This window comes from Stenotrophomonas mexicanensis, assembly GCF_032911605.1.
Taxonomy (GTDB): Bacteria; Pseudomonadota; Gammaproteobacteria; order Xanthomonadales; family Xanthomonadaceae; genus Stenotrophomonas; species Stenotrophomonas maltophilia_A.
Genome location: NZ_JAWJTG010000001.1, coordinates 236,196 through 261,272, shown reverse-complemented (window position 1 = coordinate 261,272; position 25,077 = coordinate 236,196). Strand labels below are relative to the sequence as shown.

The window sequence follows — 25,077 nt, the reverse complement described above, 5'->3', positions numbered from 1 at the left end:
GGAACGAAGCGCGGGGCGCGGATACTGCGGGGTGGATCAGATATCGTCGGCGAGGTCGTCGAGGTCCTGCAGGCCACCGCCGCGTGCCAGCACGCGCTCGTAGTTGCGGCGGCGACGCTGGTCGGTCTCGGTGGTGGTCTCGCCACGTTTCCAGTAGCCGGCCACGGCAACGTCGCTGCGTGGCAGGCCGACCGTTTCGATGAAGTGGCGGCGCAGGGCACGCATTTCCTCGCGCTCGCCGGCCGCCCAGACCGTGCTGCCGGGTTCCGGCCGCAGTTGGCGCGCCTGCTGCAGCAACGGCGCGTCACCGGTGGCGAGGTGGAGCACGCGGACACCTTCAATGGCGGGTAATTCGTCTACCGGGAATGCATCATCCGAGGCGATCCAGGCCTCTGCGCGCAGGTCGGCCGGCCACTGCTGCAGCAATGCAAACAGGGCAGGGATGGCGCTTGGGTCGGCGAACAGGAGGGCGCAGGTGCCCTCGCGCTGCGGTACCTGCAGATGGGGGCGCGGTCCGGTCAGATCGAAGGCATCACCGGGGCGCAGCGCACGTACCCAGGCCAGCATCGGCCCCGGCGCCTCGTGCAGCACTACGTCCAGGGTGAACTGGCGGGTGTTGGGATCGAGGCTGCGCACGGTGTAGATCCGTGACACATCGCCGAACGTGGCGCCGAGCTGGATGCGCACGGCGGTGTTGGCACGCTGCCAGGGCGCGAGTTCTGCATGTTCCGGCAGCTGGACCACGAGGCGCAGCAGGCTGGCGCACGGCTGTGCAACCGCGACCACCTGGACCTGCAGCGCCTGCAGGCCGCGATCATGGTCGGCGCCGCGCAGCGGCCCGGCCGGGGTGATTGAAGTGGGGGACGCGGACATCGACAACGATCCTGGACACTGCAAATGCGAATTAGTTACATAATAGTAAACTAAATTGATCGTGCCGCAACCGGGGCCTGTCCACGGACCGCAGCGACGCGTTGACCACGGCGTCGCTGCGGACCACCATGACGGCCCTTGCCCGCGCACCGCGCAGGAACCGTTACCGCATGGCTGCACCGAAAAAGACCGCTGCCCGTGGGCGACCGCCCACCATCACCCGCGAGCGCATCGCCGACGCCGGCATTGCCATGACGCTGCCGGGGCTGAGCTTCGTGGGCGTGGCGGCGGCGCTGGGGGTCAGCCACATCGCGCTGTACAAGCATGTGGCGAATCTGGCGGCACTGCGCGAGCTGGTGGCCGAGGCGATCTTCGAGCGTTGGCAGGCACCGGCACTGGATACCGACGCCGATGTTTCCATCGAAGCGGACCTGCGCGCATTCCAGCGTTCATTGCGGGCGCTGGTGGATGCCAATCCGGGCCTGGCGCCCTTCCTGGTCAGCCACGGCGCGAAGACGCCGGAGATGCTGGCCCGCATCCAGCGCCACCATGCCGAGTTCAGTCGCGTGCACGATCTGCCGCTGGAGCAGGCAGCGTGGCTGCTGTCGACCGTGGCGTATCACGCCGTGGCGTTGGCCGACACCGTGTATTCGCGGCATGCGGTGGTAGATACCACGCGACGCCCGTTGGATCGGAAGGCACAGGAGGCCGAGTTCGACCGCAGCATGGAGGCGTTGATCTTCGGTGCATTGGCGATGTGCGGGCGCATGGCAGGCGCGAGATAACCGCCAATCCTGGTTGGCACCGTTGCCCCGGTAGTCGCCAACCTTGGTTGGCGCCGCGATGTATCGGTGCCCACCAAGGCGGGCATCTACCGGTCAAGCGGCATCCTTGTGCTCCGCGTCTTCCATGCCCGGGCTGACGCGGCGGCCGATGTCCTTCCACGAGGTAACCGCCAATCCTGGTTGGCGCCGTTGCCCCGGTAGTCGCCAACCTTGGTTGGCGCCGCGATACATCGTTGCCCACCAAGGTGGGCATCTACCGGTCAAGCGGCGTCCTTGCGCTCCGCGTCTTCCATGCCCGGGCTGACGCGGCGGCCGATGTCCTTCAACCGCGCCAGCTGATCCACCATCGATGGTGCATCATCCAGGCTGCCGACGAACGTCCACAGATAGGTCATCACCGCATACACATGACCCGGGGTAACCCCGTCGGTGGTGGCGAGACGGCCGATGGTCAGCGCGAACAACACCGCCGCCGCCGCACCCACCACCACGAAGGCCCCAGCTTCTCGGTCCGAGAGCAGGATGCGCAGCCGCGACAGCGTGGTGTAGTGGCGACGCAGCACCGAGGGACTGACCCGGTCGACCAGGCGGATCTCATGTTCCAGCCGGTTGTTCAGGCGCCCATGCAGCTGCTCGTTGCGGCGTGCGAACGACGGCATCAACAACACTGCGCCGAGCAGGGCGATCAGGCTCGCGGCGCCCACCAGCGGTTCGATCACCAGCAGCATCACCGCCGCACCAAACATTGATACGAGCGCGGTGGCGATGATCGGCACGTGCTTTTCGAAGAAATCGACGAACTCACGGGCCAGCACAACGCGCGCGGCCGAGGTGGAGGTGGCGTGGCCCAGCCTGCGCTGCGCCTGCACCACGTTCACCGCCAGGTCGGCATAGATGCGGGTGAAGGTACGGGTATCGACCGCACGGCGGGCAGCACCGACCAGCCAGAACAGCAGTACCACGCCGGCGTAGGAGATGGCGTGGCCGATGTTGCCGCGGATGATCGCATCCACCGCGAAGCCGGCAAACAGCGGATACGCCAGCAGCAGCGCATTTTCCAGCGCCACCAGCGAAAAGGTGCCGGTGAGCTGCCACGGATAGGTTCGCAGGATGGCCTTGAGAGTGGCGGCCGCGTTCTGCTGGCCGATGCTGCCGGCGGCGGCCGCCGGATCGTGTGGGGGTTTCATGGGGATGCGTGGGTGGGTCGGAGTCAGGGCAGGGGACGGATGCCTGCCATCTCCCGGATCGCGCCCAGTATCTGCAGCCCTTTGGAGAAGGCATGGAGGGACGATGGAGATTGCGTGGAGAAACCGGCGCCGTTCAGCGATGCGAATGTCCACCAAGGTGCGCCGCTACCAGGACAGTGTCTACCGCCTCAACGGCGGGCATGCACCGGCCAGCGGATTTCGAAGGCACTGCCACCACGTTCGGTGGCCCGGCATAGCGCTGTTCCGTGATGGGCCACGGCAATCGCACGCACCACCGCCAGGCCAAGCCCGGAGCCACCACTCTGCCGCGAACGCGAGACATCCGTGCGCTGGAAGGCTTCGAAGATGCTGTCGCGAAGGTCGTCCGGCACGCCGGGGCCGCCATCTTCCACCGTGACGGTGCAATGGCCTTCGGCCAGCGTCACGTACACCCGCAGCGGGCAGGGAATGGCATGGCGACGCGCGTTCTCCAGCAGCGCCAGCACCGCCTGGCGGATGCGTGCCGGATCGCAGTCCGCCAGCGACGGCCGTGCGTCCAGCGTTACCGAGAACCCGCTTTCGTTCAGTGCCTCGGACATGGCTTCCACCACTGCGGCCACCTGCACGCTGACATCGCTGCGCTGCAGGCGCAGATCCAGGTGGCCACTCTCGGCCAGGCTGACCACGCGCAGGTCCTCGATGATGCGGGTCAGGCCTTCCAGCTGGGTGAGCATGCTGTTGAACTGCTCCGGGCCCGGCTCGAACACGCCTTCGGCGATACCCTGCAGGCGGCCGCGCAGGATGGTCATCGGCGTGCGCAGTTCATGCGCGATCGCCGCGTTCCAGAACACCCGGTTCTCGGACATCCGACTCAGCCGTTCTGCCATGGAGTTGAAATCGCTGACCAGCGTGGCCGCTTCGGCCATCGTGGTACCACCACCGCGTGCACGCGCTTCCAGATCGCCAATGGCGACCCGGCGCAGGCTTTCGGCCACCGAGTTCAACGGCGTGATGATGCGCCGGGTCAGGCGCGAGGCGACCAGCGTGGCGAAGATGACGACCACGGTGGCGGTCAATCCGATCCACAGCCATTCCAGCCCGGACGGCATGATCGTTTCCGGCTCGTCGTACCAGCGCGGATAGAACACCTCCATGAGGTAATAGAACAGGTAGAAGCCGCTGATCGACAGCACCGTCGAACACAGCGAGGCCACCGTGATGGACAGCGTGATCTGGCGTCCGATGCTCTTGCCTTTGGGGTTCATCATTCAGTCCAGGAAGCGGTAGCCGACGCCGCGGATGGTGGCGGGAATGCCGATCACGCCGACATCCTCCAGCTTGCGCCGCAGTTTGCTGACATGGCTGTCGACGGTGCGTTCCTGCGCGTCGCCCTCGGGCAGGCAGGCATGCAGGAGATCGGCCCGCGCATGCACCTGCCGTGGCGCACGCGCCATGTGCACCAGCAGCCGGAACTCGGTGAGGGTGAAGTTCAGTTCGTGCATCTGCTCGCCATGGCGCACGGTCACCTCGTGGCTGCGCAGGTCGATCTCGAAGGGCCCTTGGCGGATCAGCCCGTTGGGCGCTTCGACCAGGGGCCGGGAGCTTCGGCGCAGCACGGCGTGGATGCGGGCGACGATCTCGGCCGGATTGAACGGCTTGGCCACGTAGTCGTCGGCACCCACGCGCAGGCCGGTCAGCTTGTCCACGTCCTGGTCGAGCGCGGTGAGCATGATCACCGGGGTGTTGCCGCGCCGCCGGAGTTCGCTCAGCACCTGCCAGCCATCCAGCTTGGGCATCTGCACATCCAGCAGTACCAGGTCCGGGCGCAGTTGGCGGTGGCTGGCGAGCGCCGCCTCGCCGTCGGCGGCGCGTGCGCTGCGCAGGCCGGAACGGGCCAGGTAGGCGCCGAGGATGTCGGCGATTTCACCCTCATCTTCGGCAATCAGCACCAAGGGGGGGTGTCGGGTACGGAGATCGTGTTTCATTGCGTGCTGCGGGTTCGGGGCAAGGGTGGGCAAGGGCGGGATCTGGGGCAGGGTCATCGTCGGCACTGCATGTCCTGCGCCTCTTCGTTGGCAGCCCAGGCCAGGGTGGCCAGCACCAGCGTGCGCCGCAGACTCGGTTCCACTGCACCTGCGCCGCGCAGCTGCTGCAGCATCAGGGTGGACACCGCCGCCGGCAGCTTGCTCCAGCGCGATGCCATGGGAGTGGCATCTACCCGGGCCTGCAGCCGCAAGGCCATGCCCAGGATGGCGCGCAGGCGTAGTGCCAGCAGGGCGACGACCACGAGAGTGGCTAGGGCGAGCAGCAGATGCAGGGTGGCGTCGGCGACCGGGTGCGTTGCCGCCCAGACCGCCAGACCAATCAGCGCCAGCGACGCGAGTGCGCCGGAACGGCCAGTGCCACCGGGCCCATCGCTGCGGAACCCCACCAGGGCGGCCGCCCCGAAGCCCGCCAGCAGCGGGGGTAACGGATCCGGCGCGGCCAGCATCCAGCTGGTGGTCGATGCCAACACGACGGCGATCAACCACGGCGAAGGCGCACACCACGCCAGGTAGGCACGGCGCACATCGATGGGTGGCAGGTCTGGATGGGAAAGGGACACGGCAGGCGGGCAGTCGGCGAGGCCGACGAGGCTAGCGACCGTTGATGGAGACTCGGTCGAGATTGTGTCGAGATTGCGTGGACGCAGGCCGCAGCATTCAGGCGCGGGGCCGGTGCCTGAACGGCTGCCGCGCCTCCATGCAATCTCCACAGTGGCTCCAAACAACGTCCATCCGCGGCTTCCAGACTGCGGTTTCGGCGGTCGCACTGGGCGACTGCACGCAGCCGGGCGTTTCGATGAGCAACCGCAGGACCTGGATCATTGCCGCTACGGTGGCCACATTGGCCGCCGGCGCTGGATGGTGGGCGTTTGCCGGCGCCGATGATGCCGCGCTGATCACCGCACCGGCAAGGGTGGCGGATCTGGAGAAGACCGTACAGGCGGTCGGCCGGGTCCATCCCAAGGAGCTGGTGGCGGTGGGTGCGCAGGTGTCCGGCCAGGTCAAGCGCCTGCATGCGGTGCTGGGCCAGCGCGTACAGGCCGGTGACCTGATCGCCGAGGTCGATTCGCAGCCGCAGCGTATCGCGCTGCGCAGTGCCGAGGCGGCCACCAACACGCTGCGCGCCCAGCATGCCGCCAGCCAGGCCCGCTATGCGCAGGCCAGCCGTGCTTACCAGCGGCAGTCGCAGCTGGTGGCGTCGCGCCTGGTGTCACAGGAAGGTTTCGAAGCCGCGCGCGTGGCGCGCGATGCGGCACGCTCAGAGGTGGCCGCGCTGCAGGCGCAGATCGAGCAGGCCGTGACCCAGGTCGAAACCGCACGGATCAACCTGGGCTATACCCGCATTGTTTCGCCCAGCGACGGTTACATCGTGGCCATCGTCACCAAGGCCGGGCAGACGTTGAACTCGATGCAGACCACGCCGACCATCGTGATGCTGGCGCAGATGGATACGATGACCGTGCGCGCCGAGATCGCCGAGGCCGACGTCGAGCTGGTGGCACCGGGGCAACCGTTGTGGTTCTCGACACTGGGGCCAAGCGGCCGCCACTATGAATCCCACCTGCAGCAGCTGGAACCGGCGCCCTCCTCGATTGCCGACGTCGCCACCGGCAATGCGGGTGGCTCTGCGCAGACGCCGAAGGCGGTGTACTACGCCGGCCTGTTCGACGTGGCCAATCCCGGCCTGAAACTGAAGCCCTCCATGACGGTGAAGGTGACCCTGCAGCTGGCACGGGTTGCCAACGCGCTGCAGGTGCCATTGACGGCGCTGACCGATTCGGATGGCAAGGACGGCAGCCGTGGAACCGTGCGCGTGCTCGACACCAAGGGCCGCGCCCAGGAACGTGCGGTGACGACCGGCCTGCGCACCGCCACCGCCGTGCAGATCCTGTCCGGCCTGCGCGAGGGTGAGAACGTGGTGGTCGGCCAGGCGCCCAGCGGCGGCGAATCCGAACCGACCAGCCTGCTGGGGATGTGAGCATGGCCGACGCACTGCTGGAACTGCATGGCGTATCGCGCGCCTATCGCTCCGCCGCCGGCGAGGTGGTGGTGCTGAAGGACGTTTCGCTGCGCATCGATGCCGGCGAGTTCATCGCCATCATCGGCCCCTCGGGCTCGGGCAAGTCCACGCTGATGAACATCCTTGGCTGCCTGGACCGGCCGACCGACGGCAGCTATCGAGTGAACGGCGAGGCCACCGAGCAGATGGCGCCGGACGCGCTGGCACGCCTGCGCCGAGAGCATTTCGGCTTCATCTTCCAGCGCTACAACCTGATGGAGAACCTGAGTGCCACCGAGAACGTGGCGCTGCCGGCAGTCTATGCCCGCGTGGAGGCGGACGTGCGCACTGCCCGTGCACGCACGCTGCTGGAAACGCTGGGGCTGGGCGAACGCATGGCGAACCGGCCGAGCCAGCTGTCCGGAGGCCAGCAGCAGCGCGTGTCCATTGCCCGTTCGCTGATGAATGGCGGCGCGATCGTGCTGGCCGATGAACCCACCGGCGCGCTCGATCACGCCAGTGGCCAGCAGGTGATGGCCGAGCTGAAGCGCCTGCATGCACAGGGCCACACGGTGATCCTGGTGACACACGATGCGGCGATTGCCGCCAACGCGGCGCGGGTGATCGAGATCGCCGACGGCCGGGTGGTGACCGACCGCGGCGAGCGGGGATCGCGTGCTGTGGCTGAAACACCCGGGACCGAACGCGGCGTGTCGCCGGCAACCGAGCGCCGCGCACGCATGGATGCGACTCGCGAAGCTGCGCGCATGGCCGTGCGCTCGATGCTGGCCCATCGCCTGCGCACGCTGCTGACCATGCTTGGGATCATCATCGGCGTAGCGGCCGTGGTGACCGTGGTTGCGCTGGGCAAGGGTGCACAGGCGCAGGTTGAATCACAGATCAACGAACTGGGCGCCAGTACGCTGGAGATCTTCCCGGGCTCGGATTTCGGTGACCCGCGCTCGGCGGAGATCGAGACGCTGGTGGTGGGCGATGCGGACCATCTTGCGGCGTTGAGTTACGTGGACAGCGTAAGCCCGAACCTGAGCGGATCGGTGGCAGCGCTGCAGGGCAACCGGCGTGCCAACACCCAGGTGCTGGGCGTAGGCGCCGACATGCCGCGCGTGCGTGGGCTGCGGCTGAAGGCCGGCCGCTTCTTCACCGACGCCGAAGTGGATGCGCATCGCGCAGTGGGTGTGGTCGACCAGAAGGCCGCCAAAGCGCTGTTCAGCGGCAACCCGATTGGCAGCACGGTGCTGCTGGGCGGCATGCCGGTGGAGGTGATCGGTGTGGTCGGGGCCAATGCGTTCGCTGGCGGTGCAACCCCGACGGTCTACGTGCCGTATACCTCGGCGGCCTCGCGGCTGCTGGGCAGCGAGCGCCTGGAGAGCATCACGGTGCGTGTGCGCGACGACGTGCCCACCAACGCCGCCGAGGCCTCGCTGGGGGCCGAGCTGGAGCGGTTGCATGGCCGTCGTGACTTCTTCATCTACAACGCCGACCAGATCCGCAAGGCGGTGATGAAGTCCAGTCAGACCATGGCAGCGTTGGTTTCGGCCATCGCAGCAGTGGCGCTGGTGGTCGGCGGGGTGGGGGTGATGAACATCATGCTGGTCTCGGTGAAGGAGCGCGTGCGCGAGATCGGCGTGCGGCTGGCGGTGGGCGCGCGGCAGGGCGACATCCTGCGCCAGTTCCTGATCGAGGCAGTGCTGATCTGCCTGTTCGGTGGCGTGCTGGGGGTGCTGTTCGCGTTCGGCGTGGGTGCGCTGTCCAGCCTGCTGTCGCTGGGTGTGCCGTTCCTGTTCACGGCGGGCCCGGTGCTTGCCGCGCTGGCGTGCTCGTCTGCGATCGGGCTTGGCTTCGGCTACTTCCCGGCGCGCAGCGCGGCACAACTGGATCCAATCCAGGCGCTGGCAGCGGAGTAGGCGCAGGCCCAGTGCGGGCATTTGTGGAGCCGAAGGCAACGGCAGGAGCCGTTGCCTTTGGCTCCACAGGAGCAGCCTCAGGATGAGGGGCGCGGATGCGTGCGCACGCGTGCACGCTCGCGATACAGACGGCTGTCGGCGCGCTGCAGGGTGTCGGCCACCGTCTCGCCGGGTGCATGATGGGTCGCGCCCAGCGAGAAGGGCGTGGGTGACTGCCCGGCATGCTGCGCATACCACTGCTCCAGCGCGGCCAGCCGTCCCGGTTCCGGTGCAGTCAGCACCACCATGAACTCGTCGCCACCCATACGCACTACGCTTTCCATTGACCCCAGTGGAGCGCGCAGGAAGGCGGCGAACTCGACCAGCACCGTGTCACCCCGTGCATGGCCCTGGGTGTCGTTGATCTGCTTGAAATGATCCAGATCGAACATCAGGCAGGCCCAAGGCTGGTCGATCAGTTCGTCCAGGCGGGGCAGGAAGCGGCGGTTGTAGCTCTGGGTGAGGGGATCCTTGAAGGACATCTCGCGCAACTGCTGTTCCTGCATCCGCAGTGCGGTGACGTCCTGCGCATGGCCGAGCACGTAGGGTGGGGTGGCCTCGTTGTCGAGCACGTTGTGATACGCCCAGAAATGCCGGGTACCATCGGCGGCGATCAGCTCGATGACGCCGGCATCGGTGTGGTTGACTGCGATGCGTTCCAGATACGCCTTGAACGCGACCCGCTTCTCCGGCGGCATCAGGTCGCACAGGCTGCGCCCGATCATGTAGCTCTCATCGAAGCCCAGTGACTGCACGGCCGCTGGGTTCACCGAGGTCAGCACGCCCTCCAGCGTGTGGGTGCAGATCAGGCCAAGGCTGTAGTGGAACAGCCGCCGGTAGCGGGTTTCGCTTGCTTCCAGTGCATCCAGCGCGGCGCGCTCCTCGGTGATGTCCTGTATGGCCCCGACCAGCCGCGGCCGGCCATCGACCTGCTGCCGGCCTCCAACCACGCGGGTCCAGATGGCTCGTCCGTCGGCGGTGGTCATCGGCAGCTGCACCTCCCACGACGTGCCTTCATCGATGCAACGCTGCACCGCCGTGCGGATGATGTTTCGGCTGTCCTCGCGATAGAACGAGAGCGCAGTTTCGAGCGTCGGTTCAAAGTTGCTGCGCACGCCGTGGATCTGCTTGGTTTCGCGGGTCCAGCGGACCTCGTTGCTGACCAGGTCCATTTCCCAGCCACCCACCCGGGCCGCGCGGTTGGTGCGCTCCAGGAAGTCCTCGCTGCGCTTCAGCTCACGATGCAGGGCCTTGGCCTGGCCGACCTGTGCCATCAAGGTGCTGCGCTGTTCAAGCACCTGGGTGGTGACCCGGGCCAGATGCACCATCAGTTCGCGTTGCGAAGGCGACAGCACACCGGGCATCGGGTCGAGCAGGCACAGTGTTCCTATGCGCGCGCCGTGCGCCGAGCCGAGCGAGATGCCGGCGTAATGCCGGATGCGCGGGCCACCGGTGACCAGCGGATTGGTGGCGAATCGCGGGTCCTGGCGCGCGTCCGGAATCTCGAACAGCGCGTCCTGCTGGATGGCATGCGTGCAGAAGGAAATCTCGCGTGCGGTTTCGCTGACGCCTTCCAGCCCGATGTTGGCCTTGAACCACTGGCGCTCGTCGGCCACCACCGAGATCAACGCCATGGACATGCCGGTGGCGGCGCGGGCGGCGGCGACGATGGCATCGAACACCGGCTCCGGGGGTGTATCCAACAGGTGCAGTCGTTCGATTTCGAGCAGTCGTTCGGCTTCGTCCATGGCGCTTTTCAGGGCTGGGTGGCGAGGGCGGTTGCGGCGGCTGTCTGGCGCTAAGCTAGTGCACGCGCCGTTATGTATCGCCACGGCGGGGTGATGCGGATGTGAGGTGGGCGCGCCGGCTCAGTGCTGTTGCAGCGATGCCTGCAAGGCGGTGGCCAGAGCGGCGTCTCCGGATACCAGGTCCTGCCAGCGCAGTGTGATGCCCTTGCGCCGCCCCTTCTCAACCAGCTTGAGGCCCTCAGGGGCCACGGTGAGAGTGTAGGGTTGGCCGTCGATGTGCAGTTCGCGGCGCAATGGTTTGTCGAGCGGGGTCATCATCGTTTCCTCGCTGGGGCGGAAGCGCGACGTGGCTGGATCGATACGTGACGGTGATCACGGATGTGCCAACGCCAGGGGAAATCAACAGCGCGGGTGATGCCGATGCGGGGCCCAACCACTGGATCTTCCGGGGGCGGCACGCCGTCGCTGGCGATGACAATGCCGTGGTTGCCGGTCACCAGATCAGCGCCGTCGAAGCTGCGGTCCAGCCCGAAGGCCTGCGAGAGCTTGCCGGGCCCGCTGGCCAGATCGTGGTCGCGGCGCGCGGCGGAACGCAGTTCGCGCATGCGCTCCAGGCCAAGCAGCGGCTCGATGGCCCGCAGCAGCACCGCCACGCCTTCACCCACTTCGCCGCAGACAACGTTGCTGCCCCAGTGCATGCCGTAAGTGAAGTAGACGTACAGGTGCCCGGCTTCGCCGAACATGCTGGCCGTGCGCGGCGTCTGCCCGCGATAGGAGTGCGCGGCCGGATCGACGCTGCCCGCGTACGCTTCGACTTCAACGATGCGGCCGGCTCGGCCATCGTCGCGGACCAGGAGTTTGTTGAGCAGCTCGGGCGCAACCTCGACGGGCGGGCGCCGGTAGAAGCTGCGCGGGAGGATCTGAAGAGCGGCGGGCAACCAATCCGGCACGGTAGAGGCAGGCTCGGGTGAAAGACCGTGGCACTGTCGCATCGCTCAGGTGAAACGGGTGCAGACGCAGCGTCATTCCGGCGCAGGCGGAGCGGCCAGTGCGGCCCTCCGTGCGGCATAGACCTCGGGCGTCTGCGGCTTGATGAACAGTGCCACCAGTTCCGGATACTCGCGTTTTACTGCGGTTTCGATGCGGGTGATGCAGGCTTCAATCTGCGGCGTCTTCCGATCGTCCTCGAACTCGGCGCTGAGCATGGCCACGACCTGCTGTGGTCCCATCTGCATGGTGGTCACCCCATTGGCGCGGCGCAGGTCCGGGTCAGTTTCGGCCACCGCCATGATCCGCTCGGCTACGGCCGGGTGGGCCGGCTCCCCGACCAGCAGACCCTTGGTCTCACGCGCCAGAAGGAAGGCGGTTGCGGCCAGCACGCCGGCGATGCACAGCGACGCCACACCATCAAGCACCGGCATGTCCAGCATCTGGGCGGCCACGAGCCCGATCAGTGCGAAACCCAGGCCCAGCAGGGCCGCGCTATCCTCCAGCAGCACGGTGAAGGTGGACGGGTCCTTGCTGCGACGGAAGGCTTCGAAGTAGCCCAGTTTGCCCTTGGTACGCCGGAACTCCCGTAGCGCGACCCACCATGACGCCCCCTCGAACAGGATGGAGATGCCCAGCACGCTGTAGCTCAACGCATGGTTGGTGGCCGGTTCCGGCCGGCGGATGTGCTGGATACCCTCGTAGGCCGAAACACCGGCGCCGGCGGCGAACACCAGCAGGGCGACGATGAAGCTCTAGAAGTACAGCTCGCGGCCGTAGCCGAACGGATGCACGGGGTCTGGCGCCTTGCCGGCGCGGCGCAGACCGTACAGCAGCAGGAGTTCATTCAACGTGTCGACCAGCGAATGCACGCCCTCACTGAGCATGGCCGAGCTGCCGGAGATGCCGGCAGCAATGAACTTTGCGATGGCAATGGCCAAGTTGCCCGCGAGGGCGGCGTAGATGACCAGACGGGAACCGGTGGGGGCAGACATCAAGGCAAGGGGGAGGGCAGGTGGATGCCCGATCTTCCGGACGGGCATGTCCCCGGGATGTGCAGGTGTCCGATGTGCCGGGGCCCGGCAGGCGCCCAACTGCCGCTGCGATCAAGCCGGTTAGGGGGCATGACTGCGGACGCAAGGCCGTACGCTGGGGTCAGTCCTCGTTGCCGATCCTGTTCGAAGCGACGTCGACTATTTTCCATAACCTGAAGAGACTTCGATGAATCGCAAATTTCCCTGGTACGACCTCCTCAGTCTGTTGCTCTGCGCCAGCGTCGCGCGGATCTCCAACATCCTCCTGCTCGCTGCGGGCGGCAAATTCTTCGTAGCAGCAAGCGCAGGCCCGATCGCAAGCTGGGGACGCCCTGGATGCGGGCTGCTGATCGTCATGGGGTTCCTTGTGCTGGCGACCTGGTACTTCGGCGCGCGCGCGAAGGCCGCACAGAAGGTTCTGCCGGCCCGTTTATTCATCTGATACCGTCGTTTCGGCCCCGGGTGCCGGCCAGCGGCAGGCACTACCGCTCAATCCGCCATCACCCGCCCAATGGCATCGGCCAGCAGGACGCGAACCCGTGCCGCAGGCAAGTCCGGATCGCGCACGGCGCGCATCGCCAGACCTTCCACCAGCAGCCGCAGCAGCAGGGTTCGGCTGGCAATCCGCTCTTCGTCCACGGCGCGGCCCAGATTGACGTCACGCTGGCGCAGCCAGGCATGGATCGCGGCGCTGGTCTGCTTGTCATGGGTACGCAGCACCTCGGCCAGCACGGGGTCGCGGTGTGCCTCGGCGTTGATTTCCGCATACAGCGCCACGCTGGCAATGGCATTGCCGTGGATCGGCAGCACCTCGCCGCGCGCCCATTGCTGGTAGCACTCCAGCAGCCCATCAATCAGATCGGACGCCACCGGCATCTCGCTGATCGAGGCCTGGTCGTGGCGCAGCTGGCGCTCGATCAGGGCCAGGATCAGGGCGCGCTTGTTGGCGAAATAGCGGTACATCAGCCCCTGACTGATCTCGGCCTCGGCAGCGATATCTCCGATCGAACCGGCATGGAAACCACGGGTGATGAAGCACTTCTGGGCGGCGTCGAGGATGCGCCGGCGCTGGGCTTCGGCATGGGCGGCGGCAGGGGCGGCGGCAGGGGCGTCAGCGGGTGCAGCTACGGCGGTTTTCGGCGTCATTACATGAAGTCGGGGCGTCCAGAGGCGGGATAGTACGTCACAAAAGGTGTGAATGAACGGTCATTCATTTGTAATTCCCGCCTCCCAGACTGCGCCGGCCTTCTCCTTCCGCGAATGAGTCCGATGCGCCACGCCCTGCTGCACCGCCCGCTGCTCACCCTCGCCATTGCCGCCGCACTGCCGGCGCTGGCCCATGCCGAAGACAGTCCCAGCGCCGACGCCGAGGCATCCGCCGATGCCGCGCGCACCGTGGTCGCCCTTGACCAGGTGATGGTGACTGCGCAGAAACGCGCCACCAACCTGCAGGAGACCCCGATCTCGGTATCGGTGGTCGATGCCGAAGCGCTGAAGGACCGCAGCGCGATTTCGCTGGGCAACTTGTCCGATGGCTCCATCCCATCACTGCGGGTCACGCCGTTCGCTACCCGCAGTTCTGCGCTGAACATCGGCATCCGTGGCATCGGTGCCTCCGGCGACGCCAACCAACCGGCCCGCGATGCCGGCGTCGGCATCTACGTCGACGGGGTGTTCATGGGCCGCGCGCAGGGCCTGGGCAGCATGCTCTACGACGTGGAGCGCATCGAAGTGCTGAAGGGGCCGCAGGGCACGCTGTTCGGCCGCAATACCGAAGGCGGCGCGGTGAGCATCGTCACCAAGGCGCCGACCGGCGAGTTTGGCGGCAACGTCAGCGCGGGCGTGTCCAACTTCAGCGGCTACAACAGTGCGCTGCACCTGGATCTGCCCAAGGTGGGCGATGTCAGCTTCAAGATCGACGCCGTGCAGGCCAAGCGTGGCGGCACCACCGACAATCCGATGCGCGGCGAGCGCGACTTCAACAGTTACGACAAGCGCGGCGCCCGCCTGAGTGCGCTGTGGCAGCCGAGCGATGACTTCTCTTTGTTGTACGCGTTCGATCGCTCCTATGATGCCACCACGCCATATCACACCCAGGTGCTGGTGCCGGGCGCCTACCTCAGCCCCCTGCAGAAGGCCGGCGCCAGCCAGGATCGGCGCGACAGCACCATCCTGGGCGGGCCGCAGGAAGACAACATCGGACGGACCAGTGGCCATCTGTTGAACCTGTCGTGGACGCTGAACGACAACCTGGAGTTGAAGTCGATCAGTTCCTACCGTGAACTCACCCAAGGGCAGTTCGACATGGGGCTGGTCGATGCGATTTCGGCCTATGGTGGCGCAGGCACACCCTTCGGGCGTTACAGCCTGGCCCAGGTCTACCAGCACCAGTACAGCCAGGAATTCCAGCTGATCGGCAACACCTCGCAGGTGCAGTTCCTGGGCGGTGCGTTCTATTACCACGAGACCGCTGGTGACAATGCGCAGACCCCGAACATGCTGGTCTGGGGGCCGGGTGGCAACAGCTACACCGTGAATCCGGCGACCAACCCGCTGGATCTCTCGCGGGTACGCATCGATCGCGCCAGCAAGGCCTGGACCGACAGCCTGGGCGTGTTCGGCCAGGCCACGTGGACCCCGGAGGCACTGCAGCGCCTGCACCTGACCGCCGGCGGCCGCTATACCCGCGATGACAAGAAGGGCAGCCTGTACATCGTCAATGGTGCGGCGACCAACCTTGCGTTCAAGGATCGCTGGAGCCGTTTCGACCCGATGGTCAATATCGCCTACGACCTCGGCGAGCACGCGATGGTCTATGCCAAGTACAGCACCGGCTTCAAGGCCGGCGGTGCCAACTCGCGCTCGACCAACTACAGCGCGTTCGGTCCTGAAGAAGTGACGGCCTATGAGCTGGGATTCAAATCGCAGTTCTGGGACAACCGCGCGCGCCTGAACCTGGCGGTGTTCGATTCGACCATCGCGCACAAGCAGATGGACTTCTCGCTGCCGTTCGACCCGAACAGCGGCGAAACCCGCACCACCATGGTCACGACGAATGCATTGAGCGATGGCAAGTCGCGCGGCGCGGAGCTGGAGTTCAACGTGATGCCGGTAGACAACCTCACCCTCGGCCTCAACTACGCCTATACGAAGATCGATGCGCAGACCGCGACGGACCCGTTCGGTGCAGGGGTGCAGGTAACGGTCCAGCCGCTGCTGGCGCCGAAGAACGCCGGCAGCCTGTCGGTCGACTACCTGGTGCCGTTCGCGAACTTCTCGGCACTGAAGTTCCATGTGGACGGCAACTGGTCCGATGGCTACTACACCAGCGAGTACGACCAGATGCTGACCGACAGCTCGTTCGTGGTGAACGCACGGGTGGCGCTGGTGGATGTGCCGGTCAACAGCACTGGCACCACCATGTCGTTCTCGTTGTGGGCACGCAACCTGCTCGATGAGCAGCACCTGTTCTACAAGATCAACAGCGCGGCGCTGGGCCAGAGCGGCATCTTCAACGACCCGCGTACCTTCGGCCTGGACGTGGCCGTCAACTTCTGATTCGAACGGAGAATTCCATGAAGCACCGCTCTACCGAACTTGTACTGGCCGTGATGCTCAGCCTGCCGATGGCTGCGACGGCTGCTGCCGCTGATGCGCCGCAGGTCGCCGCCGCGAAGCCGACGGCTGTTGCGAACGTGAAGCCCGTCGCTACCGATGCGCAGCGCGTGATCCCGCTGCAGGGCGCCTGGAACGTGCGTACCTTCGCCGGCCTGCAGGGCCGCCACGGTCCGATTCCGGCCGATGCGTTCGTGCGCACCGCAGACCTCGGTCGCCTCACCGATGCCGACCGTGATGCCCTGGCCGCTGCCGGCGTGAAGCTGGATATCGACCTGCGTACTGCCGATGAAGAGGCGCAGTCGCCGGACCTGCTGGCCAGAGATGATCGCTTTGCTTACCAGCGCATTTCGCTGATGGGCACCGAGAAGATGGACCTGCAGAAGATGATGACCAGTTTCCCGGATTCGCTGGGCGAAGCCTATGTGCAGTGGCTGGGCCACAGCCAGCCGCAGTTCAAGCAGGTGTTCCAGCGCATCGCCGCGCAGCAGGACGGTGCCGTGCTGTTCCATTGCACGGCCGGCAAGGACCGCACCGGCATCATCGCTGGCCTGCTGCTGGACCTGGCGGGCGTGCCGAAGGCCGAGATCGTGCACAACTACGCGATCTCCGCGCACTACCTGGAAGGGCAGCCAAAGGACAGCGCGATGAACGCGCAGATCATGGCGCTGGTCAAGCAGAATCCCGAGATCGCCCGCAAGATGGCTGGCATGTCCGGTACCGCACCGGACAACATGGAACAGTTCCTGGCGGCACTGCACAGCCAGTACGGTGGTGCGGAAGGGTACCTGAAGTCGATCGGGGTTAGCGAACAGGAGATCCAGCAGCTGAAGGTGCGGCTGGGGCAGGCAGGCTGAGGACTGCCAGGCTGAGGACTGCCAGGCTGAGGACTGCCAGGCTGAAGGCAGGTGCCGGACAGCGGCGGCACCTGCCGTGCATCATCACGGCCGCAGCGGCGCAATCAGGATAGCGGCGTCGAGCACCGGGAATGTCTGCGGTGCCTGGCCGGACGATGCGACCAGGCGGATCTCCAGCGTGGTCGTTCCCCCATCGGCGGCATTCAGTGTCTGCAGGGCCCCCAGCTTCTGCGGCAGCGGCACCGCGAACGTGGTTGGGTGGCTGTGATCCATCCCGGCCATGGTCGGCCCGAAGAACGATACAGTGCCGGCGTAGTACGGACTGTCGGCCGCCACGGAGGCGGTTCCCGCCGGTGCGTTGATCAGCACGTCGAACTCGCGCGTATTGTTCAAACCGCGTGGTCGCTCCAAGGTCACTTCGGCAATCAACTGGCGCGGGCCCGATGTGGTCAGGTGCGCGCGCACCGCCTCATTGGGGACAGCCACGCGGACGGCGCCATCGGAGCGTGTGCCGCGCACCAGCCGCACCGTGCCGGCAGCTGCTGGCAGTGTGGCCGCCTCCAGCAGGTCGTTGCGGCGCGCGTAGACGTAGTCGTAGTCGAAGGCCGTGGTGGAGAAGAACGCGCTGGCCGGACGCTCGCCAACGGGCTTGCCCTGTGCATCGACGAAGAAGCGGAACGGTTCGTTCATGAACTGGCGCCGCTGGTCGACATTGACGGGCATGATCGGCTTGCCGCGGGATTGCTGCAGCTGGTTCCACACATCCCACAGGCGGTCCATGTTGGCGTGGTGCAGGTAGAAGATCGGATCGAGTGGTGACAGGAAGTTGGTCATGTTGCCGTAGGGGCCGGGATCGACCGCGCCGACGCCACCGATGCAGTTGTGCACCTTGTTGTGCGGGAATCCTTCCAGTACCGAGAATTTCGTGGCGCCGTCAGGCTGCACCACGTGCGAGGCCGTACGCGAGCTGGTGAAGCTGCGGCTGACATCGTCGTTGTAGAACTCGACCGGCGACAGCCCCGCGTGGATGGTGTCGGGAGACACGGCCGAAGCGGTCTTTGCATCGAAGCCGGGATTCTCGCGCCAGAGGTAGCGGGCGCCGCAGGTGATCGCATAGGCCGCATTGCCCGAGATGCCGGTCTTTTCCGCGACGCTGTAGCCGGTCACATCGTTCCAGACATCGTCTGCAGTGAGGTAGCCGCGGAACTTGAGCTGGCCGCGTTGGCCTGCATCCAGCGTGTCCCAGTAGCGCTGCAGCGCCGGGCGCATGAACCGGGTGAAGACCGCCAGGTTGCGCGTATACGGCGCATAGGCGCTGTCAGTGGGCGTCAATACGCCGTCGAACATCGCTGGGGGAATCCGTGGCAGCTCGGTCCAGTCCCAGTAGGGCATGGCGAACTGCGGATCACCACTGAGCGTGCGGATGGTCTGTTCGAAGTAGCCGACATAGCCCCGGTGCCAGACGTAGAACCACCAGTTGCCGTGCGGGCAGTCCATCAGATGCACGAAAGCGTTGCGGAACCAGTTGCGTGGATCGTCTGCCGGCAATGCCAACATGGCCTTGATGCCACGCGCGTAGCTGGCCAGCATGCGCTGGCCTTCGGGGCTGGTGACGTTGTAGCGGTGGTAGCGCGCCAGCGCGGCCCTTCCGGCCGGTGCGGCGCCGCTGGCCCAGGCCCCGGGTGCTACCAGTGACGCCAATGAAGCGCTGGCGGTGGTGGCAAGAAAATCACGACGTGTGTAGCGCATAGCCTTCCCCCTGGTGATTGGTTGAACCGCGTTGGGTTACAAATCACTGGCAGGGCCGGCGGCAGCGTGGCGGCCGGCCCGACGGGGACATCCAGCCCCGCCGCTTCCACCGGCAGGTGCAACGATGGCCGGGGTGGAAGCGGCGGTAGTATAGGCATGGCAAACAGAGCTGATCTGCGAAGCAGGCCACAGTCGCAGGCGCGTACACATCTGCCCGGCTGAAGCTGTTCACCGTCGTCGTTGCGGCGTTGTCGATCAGCCAGGCATGGCCTGGCTCTACTGGTCGGGTTTCACCCTTGCCACCCGTTTCCGGTACTCGTACACGTTGTCACCGCGTATGCGCTTTTCCTCGGTGCCGGTGACCCGGCCCACCTGCTGGTCTGAACCGGTCACGGGCTGCGCCTCGATTTCGGTCTCGTGCTCGAAGGAATGCGATTTGTCGGTGTTGCGGTAATAGCGGTACAACGCCCAGTACAGCGCGGTTGCGCCGGCCGGACCTGCCGCCAACAGCCAGAGGCCACTGTCGTCGCTCATGTCGATGCCACCAGGAAGGCAATTGCGAGGGCTTCAATGACGGTGCCGGTGGCAAGGGCCGCCAGCAGCATCTTCCATTGCTGCACGGGCACGCTGCCCATGGTTTCGCCGGTACGGCCGTTCACCGCGATGTAGTGCAGCATGCCGCCGTTCTTGCCAGGCTGATGGTACGAGTACAGCCAGACCGGCAGGTACATCGACACCCAGCGGGTGCCATGCACCTCCAGCTGTTCCTGCTCCCAGCGCACGCCGCGGTTGTAGCGCTTCACCGAGCCTTCCACCTGTGCGCGGGCAATCGACAGCAGCTGGTCTTCCAGCCGCGGCCGCAGCTTTTCCACATCCAGGTTGCGCTTCTCCGAAGTGAAGCCGGCCAGGTAGGAGGCGTTCCATTTCACCGCGTTCTTGGTATCGAACGGCAGGATGGTGTTGATGATGTTGTTGGTGTTGGCGCGGGTATCCAGGTTGCCGCGCTCGGCCGAGGATTCCAGCGGAAGATCGTCGACGGTGAAATCGACCTGGCGTTCGACCTGGTAGACATCGGCGTCGTAGAGGGTGCGCTTGTTCTTCTCGCTGCCGACCGTGTACTCACGGGTCTTGATCTCGCCTTTGCCGGCCACCGCAGCGCTGACATTGCTGTCGACGATCATGTAGGGCAGGAACACGCCCACCACGTTTTCAGGGGTGAACTGGTCCTTGAACGCCTTCAGCGCGAACATCCGGCGCTTGTCGACGAACTGGCGGATGCGAGCGACCGCATCGTCCTTCTTGATGTGGAAGGGCAGGACGGCATCGGGCACCGCGCCGTTGGCGATCTGCTCGTTGACGCCGAAGACGTGGCGGCACCAGTGGCAGCGCGCCGTCATCGTGCTTTCGGTGTTGACCGTGACTTCTGCGCCACAGCCCGTGCACTTGAAGGTCATCAACGCCGAGGTGTCGGCATCGATGTCGCGTGCGCCGGAGGCGATGACGGTGCCGCGCAGCTGGTCGATGGCCTCGCCCAGCCCGAACTCCTCCTCGACGCGTGCGCCATGCCATTCGTGACGGCAGTACAGGCAGACCAGGATATCGGTACCGGCCTTGGGCCGGATGTCGGTGGCGCCGCATTTGGGGCAGCGGTTGAGGCCGTCCTTCAGCTCGCTGGCCGAAGTATCGATGGCCACAGGATCGGGCGCTTCCACTTCATCGCGGATGGCCTGCGGCAGTTTCGAGGTGTCCAGCGGGAAGCTGCCGGGCAGGGGAGGCACGTCCTGCGGCGAACCGGGCCCGTCCAACGACGCCGCCGGCAAGGGCGGTGGCGTCGCGGGCGCGGATCCGGGCAGCGGCGGTGGGCCGTTTCGGGGATCGGACATGTTCGTTGTGCGTCCCGCTGTTACAGGCCCAGTGCCTTGGCTTTCAGGGCGTCATAGTCGCTCTGGGTGATCAGGCCCAGGTCCAGCATTTCCTTGGCCTTCTTCAGCTTGGCGACCGGGTCATCCGCGGCCGGAGTGACCGGCTGCTGCATGCCGCCGACACCGAACATGCCCGAGGCCATGCCGACACCGACCAGGCCAGCCGCGCCGCCGTTCTCACCAGCCGACTGGATGCCTTGGGCGACACTGGCCTGCAGGTTGGAATTGCCGCGCGAACCGGACAACGCATCGGCGCGCTGCACGGTCTTCAGCAGTTCGCGGGTATTGGCGTCGTATTCAATCGAGACGATAGCGGTCTTGACGATGGCCAGGCCACGGTCGGACTTCCACTGGTAACCCTGTTCGACCGCAGCCGACAGGCTCTGCGCGAAGCCCAGCGAGTCCTGCTGCAGCTTGGTGATGCGGTTGCCCTTGCTCGGGTCGTTGGTATACAGGCTGAAGGCCGGCGCCAGCGAACCGACCACTTCATTGAACAGCTGGCTGGCGGCGGCGTTGTCCAGATCGGTGAAGTCGAACACCTGGCCCGGCTGCAGGTAGCTGGCCGGTACGAAGTTCTTCACGAACAGGATCGGGTCGACGATCTTCAGCGTGTACGAGCCACGGGTGACCGCGCCGACCTGGGTATTGAGGAAGCCGTCGTCCCAGTAGATTTCCGATTGGGTGCCGAAGCGGTTGTCCGGCAGTTCCTTCAGCGAGACGAAGTAGGCCGCCTGCTGCGAGCCCGGCTGGCCGCCGAACTTGAAGCGCTCCCAGCTCTGCTTGATGAAGGTGCTGACCAGGCCGTCACCGGCGAAGATCGACTGCGAGTTCAGATCGTCAGAGCGCCACTCGTAGCCGCCCGGTTCGGCGACGAACGCGGTGATCGCGCCGTCCTGGAACAGCAGCAGGCCATAGCCCTCCGGCACGATGATCTTCGAGCCGTTGGTGATGATGTTGGACGAGCCGCTGGTGTTGGAGCCGCGGCCGGCATTGGTGCCCTGCGGCACGGCCGCGAACAGCGCCGCCGTGGACGGCAGGCCCGCCGGCACGGTGTAGAAGTCCTTCCACTGGTCGGCCAGCACACCGCCAACCGCACCCTTCACCGCCTGTACCAGACCCATGACCAACTCCCTGTGATTCGAGGGCAGGCACCATGCCTGCCGAGCTGGACTGAATATAGCAGTGGCCGGGGGCGGCTGTGGTGCCGGTGGGTGAATGCCGTCTCTGCCTTCGACCGCTTGTGCCGCGAATGGCTCAGCAGGTCCGGGCAGTAGATTGATCTGGCGTCAGGGCGCCCCACCGGGACATAATCAGCCTGCCTCGAGCGAGGCGATATGAAATTCAGAGTATCAACGGACGAACAGGGGGATTCATGGATGTTATTCGCGTTCTGGTTGAAGAGCCTTCCGACGGCAATGTAAGAAACGGCCTGGCGTCGATGCGTTCGGGCATGGCACGTGTGGTTGAAGTAGGTGCCATGGAAATGGATGATAGTGTCCGGAAGATGGCCGAACATTTCTCGAAGATGCTGGAGGACGGCTTTTTGGCCTCGACTTCAGTCGTTGTGGATGAAATCGAACTTTCGTTGGCCGTAACCGCAAGCGGCGGCGTTGAGTTGCTCGGGAAGTTCTCTGCTGGGACCCAGGCGGGGCTTAAGCTCAAGCTCAAGCGGAAGGGCTGATGAGATGAGTACTGAGGCCAGCAGTTTCATCGAGCGTCGGAAGCGGGAGCAGGATCATCCTCTAGGCAAAGTGCGCCCGGAGCTGATCGCGGAGATTGCCGAGGAACTGGAACTACCTGCGGCAACTGGCTTGCCAGATGCCGCCTGTCGGGTGCAGATGGTTCTTCAGGATCTGCGGCCCCTGCTTCCAGAGTCCATCATCAGCCGCCTTGACGATGGTCGGATCTCAGCTGCGGAAATCTACGAGTACAACCCAGCCGTATACGTCCAAACGTTCCAGGACGGGAGTTACGGCATCGTGATGACATCAGCGCTCCCCGAGTATCTCTATCGGGTCGCAAGGCCTCTTTCCAGTGCGCTCATTCGCCTTGAAAGCAATCCTTCCAAGGGGCTTGAGCTCGACGAGTTGGCGCGCATCCTGGGCGAGATTGTCTGGTGGCAGTGCGAGGGTAGTTTCGGCCCTGACTACGAAATCTCAAAGCATCAGCGCGTCTATGCCAGCGAGCTCGCCATGCGTGCTCAGCGTTTTCTGGTTGCACATGAACTCGCGCATGTGATGTGCGACGTTGAGGATAAGCTGCGAGAGGCGCGGCCAGAAGCCGTCGGGCCCGTGGAGGAGGAGCTTGTTTGCGACTACATCGCGGTGCAGCTCTCGATGCACGCCAGTTCGGCGCGTGATGATGATCCGAATTTCCACATGCTCAACTATGCAGCTGCGGAGTTCGCGCTACAGTCGTGGTCCTTGCTGGAACGCTTGGGCGATCATGCGACTGATGCGGGCTCTCATCCTGCTCTCCCAGATCGGCTTGGGGCGATGCGACAGGCACTGCGCGATTGCTGTGAGGATGAAGCGACGTTCGAACAGATCGTATTGGTTGCAGATCTGATCGATCGTGCATTCGCCCGGGCTGCTGATCTGTTGCCAGACATCGAAGTGCGGTTCTCCGCCGACGCGGATGCTTTCGCATGCGACATCCATGCACTTCTTGATGATTGCTCGCTCGAAGACGTCCCTGACTACTCCCGATTCCGGGAAGAGATCAGGCCCATTCTTGGGCGTGGCTATCCAGTAAAGCTCGTCGAGGCGGTGCTGAGTCCGGTGATCGATGGGTTCTTCCTCGCAAACCGATCGGGATCGCCTGAATTCTCTGATGAAGAGATCAAACGGCGCTTTCGCCGGATGAAGCTCCTCTATAGTCTGCAGGGCAATTATTCAAAGGCGATGGACACACTTCTGGAGTGTGTATTCAGTCGATACCGATAATGAGGGCAGGGCAGCCGTCCCAGCCATGCCGATGACTGGCTGGGACGAGTTGTTCAAGTAGCTACAACATGTACGGAATCTTGAACGCCAACGTGAAGTCCGGCGCATCCGGGGTCAGCCCGATGCCCAGCAGCGTCACCAGCGTGGTGTGCTGGTTCAGCGCATAGGTCACGCCCAGGTTAAGTGATGCCGCATTGGCATCACTGCCGATTACCTTCATCCACTTGCCGCCCTGGAAGCGGGTGGAAGCGCGTGCGCTGATGCGGTCACTGAAGGACAGGCTCAGGCTGGTCCGCTCGTTGAATGCGAAGGCCACGCCTGCGCCGAAGTACACCGAGCCGCCCAGCTTCACATCGCCCGGGTTCACCGTGTCCGGATTACTGTCGATGTCGTTGAACCCGCGCGGGATGGAGTGCACGTAGCCGATGTTGGCAAACAGGATGGCCGGGTCGGCGGTCTTCACCATCGACAGGCCCAGGTTGGCCTGCCATACGCCATTGCCAGTGGGTTGCTCGCGCGGCACGGCGAAGCGGATGTAGTCGTCGTCATCGCGCTCGATCACCTTCCAGTCCAGGCCGTAGGGTGCGCGCCCGGTGGGGGCGGTGACGCCGGCGGTAAGCACGGTCTCAGGGCGCCAGCCGCGTTCGCCGAACAACCGGTAGTTCGCACTGAGCCCGATATCACCCAGGCCGTTGCCGTTGGTCTCTTCCTGTGCAATGGCGGCCGCTGCTCCGCCGGCGCCGCCCTTCTGGTATACGGTGCGCCGGGCCAGGTAAGGCACGTCCAGGTTGAGCGTCAGGTTCGGGCTGACACCCCAGCGGGCCGCCACGTTGTAGGTCAGCGAGTCGGACTCCACGTTCTCAATGGCGATATTGCCGAGGAAAATGGCGTCCAGCGCGAGGAAGCCGTTGAGGGTGAGCTGCTTGCGGTCGTAGCGGGCGTAGGTGAGGCTGTTCTCGATGGTGAAGCGGCGGGAGAACAGGGCCGATTGCTGTTGCTTCACGTCGTCCACGCTGCGCCGCGACTCCTGCTTGGCCTGTTGCGCCTCGGCGGCGGTACTGGCGTAGCCCTCGCTGCTCGGAGGGACCGCGGCGGCCGCCGCCTGCGCCAATGGCGCGGCCGGTGGGGCTGTGACCGGGCCAACCCGCCCGCTCAAGCGCGCCTGCATGGCCTGGACCTGCATGTCCAGTTCGCGCAACCGCCGCACTTCCTGTGCGTAGTTGGCCTTCAGCTGTTCCAGCTGGTTGGCCAGGGCCTGCACGTCAGCGCCATCGTCAGACGTCGGCGGTGCGGCAAGGGCGGTGCCCGCCAGCGCCGCCAGCGCCAACGGGGTGATCCTCATCAGGGTGTGCATGTTGGTGTCCTGC

The 25,077-nt window shown here is 65.5% G+C and carries 22 protein-coding genes and 1 pseudogene; 8 read left to right on the top strand and 15 right to left on the bottom strand.

Features of this window, described 5'->3' with window-relative positions; all coding sequences use genetic code 11:
* Positions 1–36 precede the first annotated feature (36 nt).
* A complete protein-coding gene (locus R1L06_RS01250) occupies positions 37–873 on the bottom strand; it encodes a siderophore-interacting protein (protein WP_317216691.1) in 837 nt (278 codons plus the stop codon).
* 170 nt (positions 874–1,043) lie between these two features.
* Between R1L06_RS01250 and R1L06_RS01245 the strand changes: the two genes are divergently transcribed.
* Positions 1,044–1,658 carry a TetR/AcrR family transcriptional regulator gene (locus R1L06_RS01245; protein WP_317216690.1) on the top strand — a complete coding sequence of 205 codons (615 nt, stop codon included), beginning with the start codon at positions 1,044–1,046 and terminating at the stop codon, positions 1,656–1,658.
* A 260-nt stretch (positions 1,659–1,918) separates the two neighbouring features.
* On the opposite strand, the gene R1L06_RS01240 is transcribed toward R1L06_RS01245, so the two are convergent.
* The 4 genes from R1L06_RS01240 to R1L06_RS01225 all read right to left on the bottom strand — a co-directional run bounded on the left by R1L06_RS01240 (position 1,919) and on the right by R1L06_RS01225 (position 5,450).
* Complete coding sequence (locus R1L06_RS01240; RefSeq protein ID WP_285303698.1) at positions 1,919–2,845, bottom strand: ABC transporter six-transmembrane domain-containing protein; 927 nt, start codon at positions 2,843–2,845, stop codon at positions 1,919–1,921.
* A 188-nt stretch (positions 2,846–3,033) separates the two neighbouring features.
* On the bottom strand, positions 3,034–4,110 hold the full coding sequence (locus R1L06_RS01235; RefSeq protein WP_317216689.1) for an ATP-binding protein: 1,077 nt from the start codon (positions 4,108–4,110) through the stop codon (positions 3,034–3,036).
* Between the two features lie 3 nt (positions 4,111–4,113).
* Positions 4,114–4,830: a response regulator gene (locus R1L06_RS01230; RefSeq protein ID WP_317216688.1), complete on the bottom strand. Its 717-nt coding sequence runs from the start codon at positions 4,828–4,830 to the stop codon at positions 4,114–4,116.
* 53 nt (positions 4,831–4,883) lie between these two features.
* The gene (locus R1L06_RS01225; protein WP_236494342.1) at positions 4,884–5,450 is read right to left on the bottom strand and encodes a hypothetical protein; all 567 of its coding nucleotides are present in this window, start codon (positions 5,448–5,450) and stop codon (positions 4,884–4,886) included.
* A 236-nt stretch (positions 5,451–5,686) separates the two neighbouring features.
* Between R1L06_RS01225 and R1L06_RS01220 the strand changes: the two genes are divergently transcribed.
* Together R1L06_RS01220 and R1L06_RS01215 are read left to right on the top strand one after the other, a co-directional pair.
* Entirely contained in the window at positions 5,687–6,868 is a 1,182-nt protein-coding gene (locus tag R1L06_RS01220; RefSeq protein WP_317216687.1) for an efflux RND transporter periplasmic adaptor subunit, read from the top strand.
* Positions 6,869–6,870: 2 nt separating this feature from the next.
* Positions 6,871–8,814 (top strand): MacB family efflux pump subunit, encoded by a 1,944-nt coding sequence (locus R1L06_RS01215; protein WP_317216686.1) that lies wholly within the window; start codon positions 6,871–6,873, stop codon positions 8,812–8,814.
* A gap of 77 nt (positions 8,815–8,891) precedes the next feature.
* Here R1L06_RS01215 and R1L06_RS01210 read toward each other — a convergent pair whose 3' ends face one another.
* From R1L06_RS01210 to R1L06_RS01195, 4 genes and pseudogenes are all read right to left on the bottom strand, one after another.
* Complete coding sequence (locus R1L06_RS01210; protein ID WP_107431923.1) at positions 8,892–10,601, bottom strand: sensor domain-containing diguanylate cyclase; 1,710 nt, start codon at positions 10,599–10,601, stop codon at positions 8,892–8,894.
* A gap of 120 nt (positions 10,602–10,721) precedes the next feature.
* Positions 10,722–10,916: a hypothetical protein gene (locus R1L06_RS01205; RefSeq protein WP_005413550.1), complete on the bottom strand. Its 195-nt coding sequence runs from the start codon at positions 10,914–10,916 to the stop codon at positions 10,722–10,724.
* Positions 10,916–11,551 (bottom strand): DNA-3-methyladenine glycosylase, encoded by a 636-nt coding sequence (locus R1L06_RS01200; protein ID WP_317216685.1) that lies wholly within the window; start codon positions 11,549–11,551, stop codon positions 10,916–10,918. The genes R1L06_RS01205 and R1L06_RS01200 overlap by 1 nt, the downstream gene beginning before the upstream one ends.
* 72 nt (positions 11,552–11,623) lie before the next feature.
* Positions 11,624–12,583, bottom strand: a pseudogene (locus R1L06_RS01195) (cation diffusion facilitator family transporter).
* Between the two features lie 226 nt (positions 12,584–12,809).
* Between R1L06_RS01195 and R1L06_RS01190 the strand changes: the two are divergent.
* Positions 12,810–13,064 carry a hypothetical protein gene (locus R1L06_RS01190; RefSeq protein ID WP_317216684.1) on the top strand — a complete coding sequence of 85 codons (255 nt, stop codon included), beginning with the start codon at positions 12,810–12,812 and terminating at the stop codon, positions 13,062–13,064.
* Positions 13,065–13,111: 47 nt separating this feature from the next.
* Here R1L06_RS01190 and R1L06_RS01185 read toward each other — a convergent pair whose 3' ends face one another.
* Positions 13,112–13,768 carry a TetR/AcrR family transcriptional regulator gene (locus tag R1L06_RS01185; RefSeq protein ID WP_317216683.1) on the bottom strand — a complete coding sequence of 219 codons (657 nt, stop codon included), beginning with the start codon at positions 13,766–13,768 and terminating at the stop codon, positions 13,112–13,114.
* 123 nt (positions 13,769–13,891) lie between these two features.
* Here R1L06_RS01185 and R1L06_RS01180 point away from each other — a divergent pair, with 123 nt between their 5' ends.
* Positions 13,892–16,180, top strand: coding sequence for a TonB-dependent receptor (locus R1L06_RS01180; RefSeq protein WP_317216682.1), 2,289 nt, complete (start codon positions 13,892–13,894; stop codon positions 16,178–16,180).
* 17 nt (positions 16,181–16,197) lie between these two features.
* On the top strand, positions 16,198–17,094 hold the full coding sequence (locus R1L06_RS01175) for a tyrosine-protein phosphatase (protein WP_049422211.1): 897 nt from the start codon (positions 16,198–16,200) through the stop codon (positions 17,092–17,094).
* An 84-nt stretch (positions 17,095–17,178) separates the two neighbouring features.
* On the opposite strand, the gene R1L06_RS01170 is transcribed toward R1L06_RS01175, so the two are convergent.
* From R1L06_RS01170 to R1L06_RS01155, 4 genes are all read right to left on the bottom strand, one after another.
* The gene (locus R1L06_RS01170; protein WP_317216681.1) at positions 17,179–18,843 is read right to left on the bottom strand and encodes a tyrosinase family protein; all 1,665 of its coding nucleotides are present in this window, start codon (positions 18,841–18,843) and stop codon (positions 17,179–17,181) included.
* Between the two features lie 276 nt (positions 18,844–19,119).
* Entirely contained in the window at positions 19,120–19,377 is a 258-nt protein-coding gene (locus R1L06_RS01165) for a hypothetical protein (protein ID WP_032127215.1), read from the bottom strand.
* Positions 19,374–20,726: a membrane protein gene (locus R1L06_RS01160; RefSeq protein ID WP_049461047.1), complete on the bottom strand. Its 1,353-nt coding sequence runs from the start codon at positions 20,724–20,726 to the stop codon at positions 19,374–19,376. Before R1L06_RS01160 ends, R1L06_RS01165 begins: the two co-directional genes overlap by 4 nt.
* 20 nt (positions 20,727–20,746) lie before the next feature.
* Positions 20,747–21,886, bottom strand: coding sequence for an SPFH domain-containing protein (locus R1L06_RS01155; protein WP_049401484.1), 1,140 nt, complete (start codon positions 21,884–21,886; stop codon positions 20,747–20,749).
* A 251-nt stretch (positions 21,887–22,137) separates the two neighbouring features.
* On the opposite strand from R1L06_RS01155, the gene R1L06_RS01150 reads away from it, so the two are divergent.
* The gene (locus tag R1L06_RS01150) at positions 22,138–22,446 is read left to right on the top strand and encodes a Pepco domain-containing protein (protein ID WP_317216680.1); all 309 of its coding nucleotides are present in this window, start codon (positions 22,138–22,140) and stop codon (positions 22,444–22,446) included.
* A 4-nt stretch (positions 22,447–22,450) separates the two neighbouring features.
* Positions 22,451–23,710: a phage exclusion protein Lit family protein gene (locus R1L06_RS01145; protein ID WP_317216679.1), complete on the top strand. Its 1,260-nt coding sequence runs from the start codon at positions 22,451–22,453 to the stop codon at positions 23,708–23,710.
* A 61-nt stretch (positions 23,711–23,771) separates the two neighbouring features.
* Here the strand turns inward: R1L06_RS01145 and R1L06_RS01140 are convergent, their stop codons facing one another.
* On the bottom strand, positions 23,772–25,064 hold the full coding sequence (locus R1L06_RS01140; RefSeq protein ID WP_032127219.1) for a transporter: 1,293 nt from the start codon (positions 25,062–25,064) through the stop codon (positions 23,772–23,774).
* Between the last annotated feature and the right edge of the window lie 13 nt (positions 25,065–25,077).

Excerpts from the sequence above, each read along its gene's own strand:
- R1L06_RS01250 (WP_317216691.1), bottom strand. The coding sequence starts at position 873 with ATGTCCGCGTCCCCCACTTCAATCACCCCGGCCGGGCCGCTGCGCGGC.
- R1L06_RS01245 (WP_317216690.1), top strand. The coding sequence starts at position 1,044 with ATGGCTGCACCGAAAAAGACCGCTGCCCGTGGGCGACCGCCCACCATC.
- R1L06_RS01240 (WP_285303698.1), bottom strand. The coding sequence starts at position 2,845 with ATGAAACCCCCACACGATCCGGCGGCCGCCGCCGGCAGCATCGGCCAG.
- R1L06_RS01235 (WP_317216689.1), bottom strand. The coding sequence starts at position 4,110 with ATGAACCCCAAAGGCAAGAGCATCGGACGCCAGATCACGCTGTCCATC.
- R1L06_RS01230 (WP_317216688.1), bottom strand. The coding sequence starts at position 4,830 with ATGAAACACGATCTCCGTACCCGACACCCCCCCTTGGTGCTGATTGCC.
- R1L06_RS01220 (WP_317216687.1), top strand. The coding sequence starts at position 5,687 with ATGAGCAACCGCAGGACCTGGATCATTGCCGCTACGGTGGCCACATTG.
- R1L06_RS01215 (WP_317216686.1), top strand. The coding sequence starts at position 6,871 with ATGGCCGACGCACTGCTGGAACTGCATGGCGTATCGCGCGCCTATCGC.
- R1L06_RS01210 (WP_107431923.1), bottom strand. The coding sequence starts at position 10,601 with ATGGACGAAGCCGAACGACTGCTCGAAATCGAACGACTGCACCTGTTG.
- R1L06_RS01205 (WP_005413550.1), bottom strand. The coding sequence starts at position 10,916 with ATGACCCCGCTCGACAAACCATTGCGCCGCGAACTGCACATCGACGGC.
- R1L06_RS01190 (WP_317216684.1), top strand. The coding sequence starts at position 12,810 with ATGAATCGCAAATTTCCCTGGTACGACCTCCTCAGTCTGTTGCTCTGC.
- R1L06_RS01185 (WP_317216683.1), bottom strand. The coding sequence starts at position 13,768 with ATGACGCCGAAAACCGCCGTAGCTGCACCCGCTGACGCCCCTGCCGCC.
- R1L06_RS01180 (WP_317216682.1), top strand. The coding sequence starts at position 13,892 with ATGCGCCACGCCCTGCTGCACCGCCCGCTGCTCACCCTCGCCATTGCC.
- R1L06_RS01175 (WP_049422211.1), top strand. The coding sequence starts at position 16,198 with ATGAAGCACCGCTCTACCGAACTTGTACTGGCCGTGATGCTCAGCCTG.
- R1L06_RS01170 (WP_317216681.1), bottom strand. The coding sequence starts at position 18,843 with ATGCGCTACACACGTCGTGATTTTCTTGCCACCACCGCCAGCGCTTCA.
- R1L06_RS01165 (WP_032127215.1), bottom strand. The coding sequence starts at position 19,377 with ATGAGCGACGACAGTGGCCTCTGGCTGTTGGCGGCAGGTCCGGCCGGC.
- R1L06_RS01160 (WP_049461047.1), bottom strand. The coding sequence starts at position 20,726 with ATGTCCGATCCCCGAAACGGCCCACCGCCGCTGCCCGGATCCGCGCCC.
- R1L06_RS01155 (WP_049401484.1), bottom strand. The coding sequence starts at position 21,886 with ATGGGTCTGGTACAGGCGGTGAAGGGTGCGGTTGGCGGTGTGCTGGCC.
- R1L06_RS01150 (WP_317216680.1), top strand. The coding sequence starts at position 22,138 with ATGGATGTTATTCGCGTTCTGGTTGAAGAGCCTTCCGACGGCAATGTA.
- R1L06_RS01145 (WP_317216679.1), top strand. The coding sequence starts at position 22,451 with ATGAGTACTGAGGCCAGCAGTTTCATCGAGCGTCGGAAGCGGGAGCAG.
- R1L06_RS01140 (WP_032127219.1), bottom strand. The coding sequence starts at position 25,064 with ATGCACACCCTGATGAGGATCACCCCGTTGGCGCTGGCGGCGCTGGCG.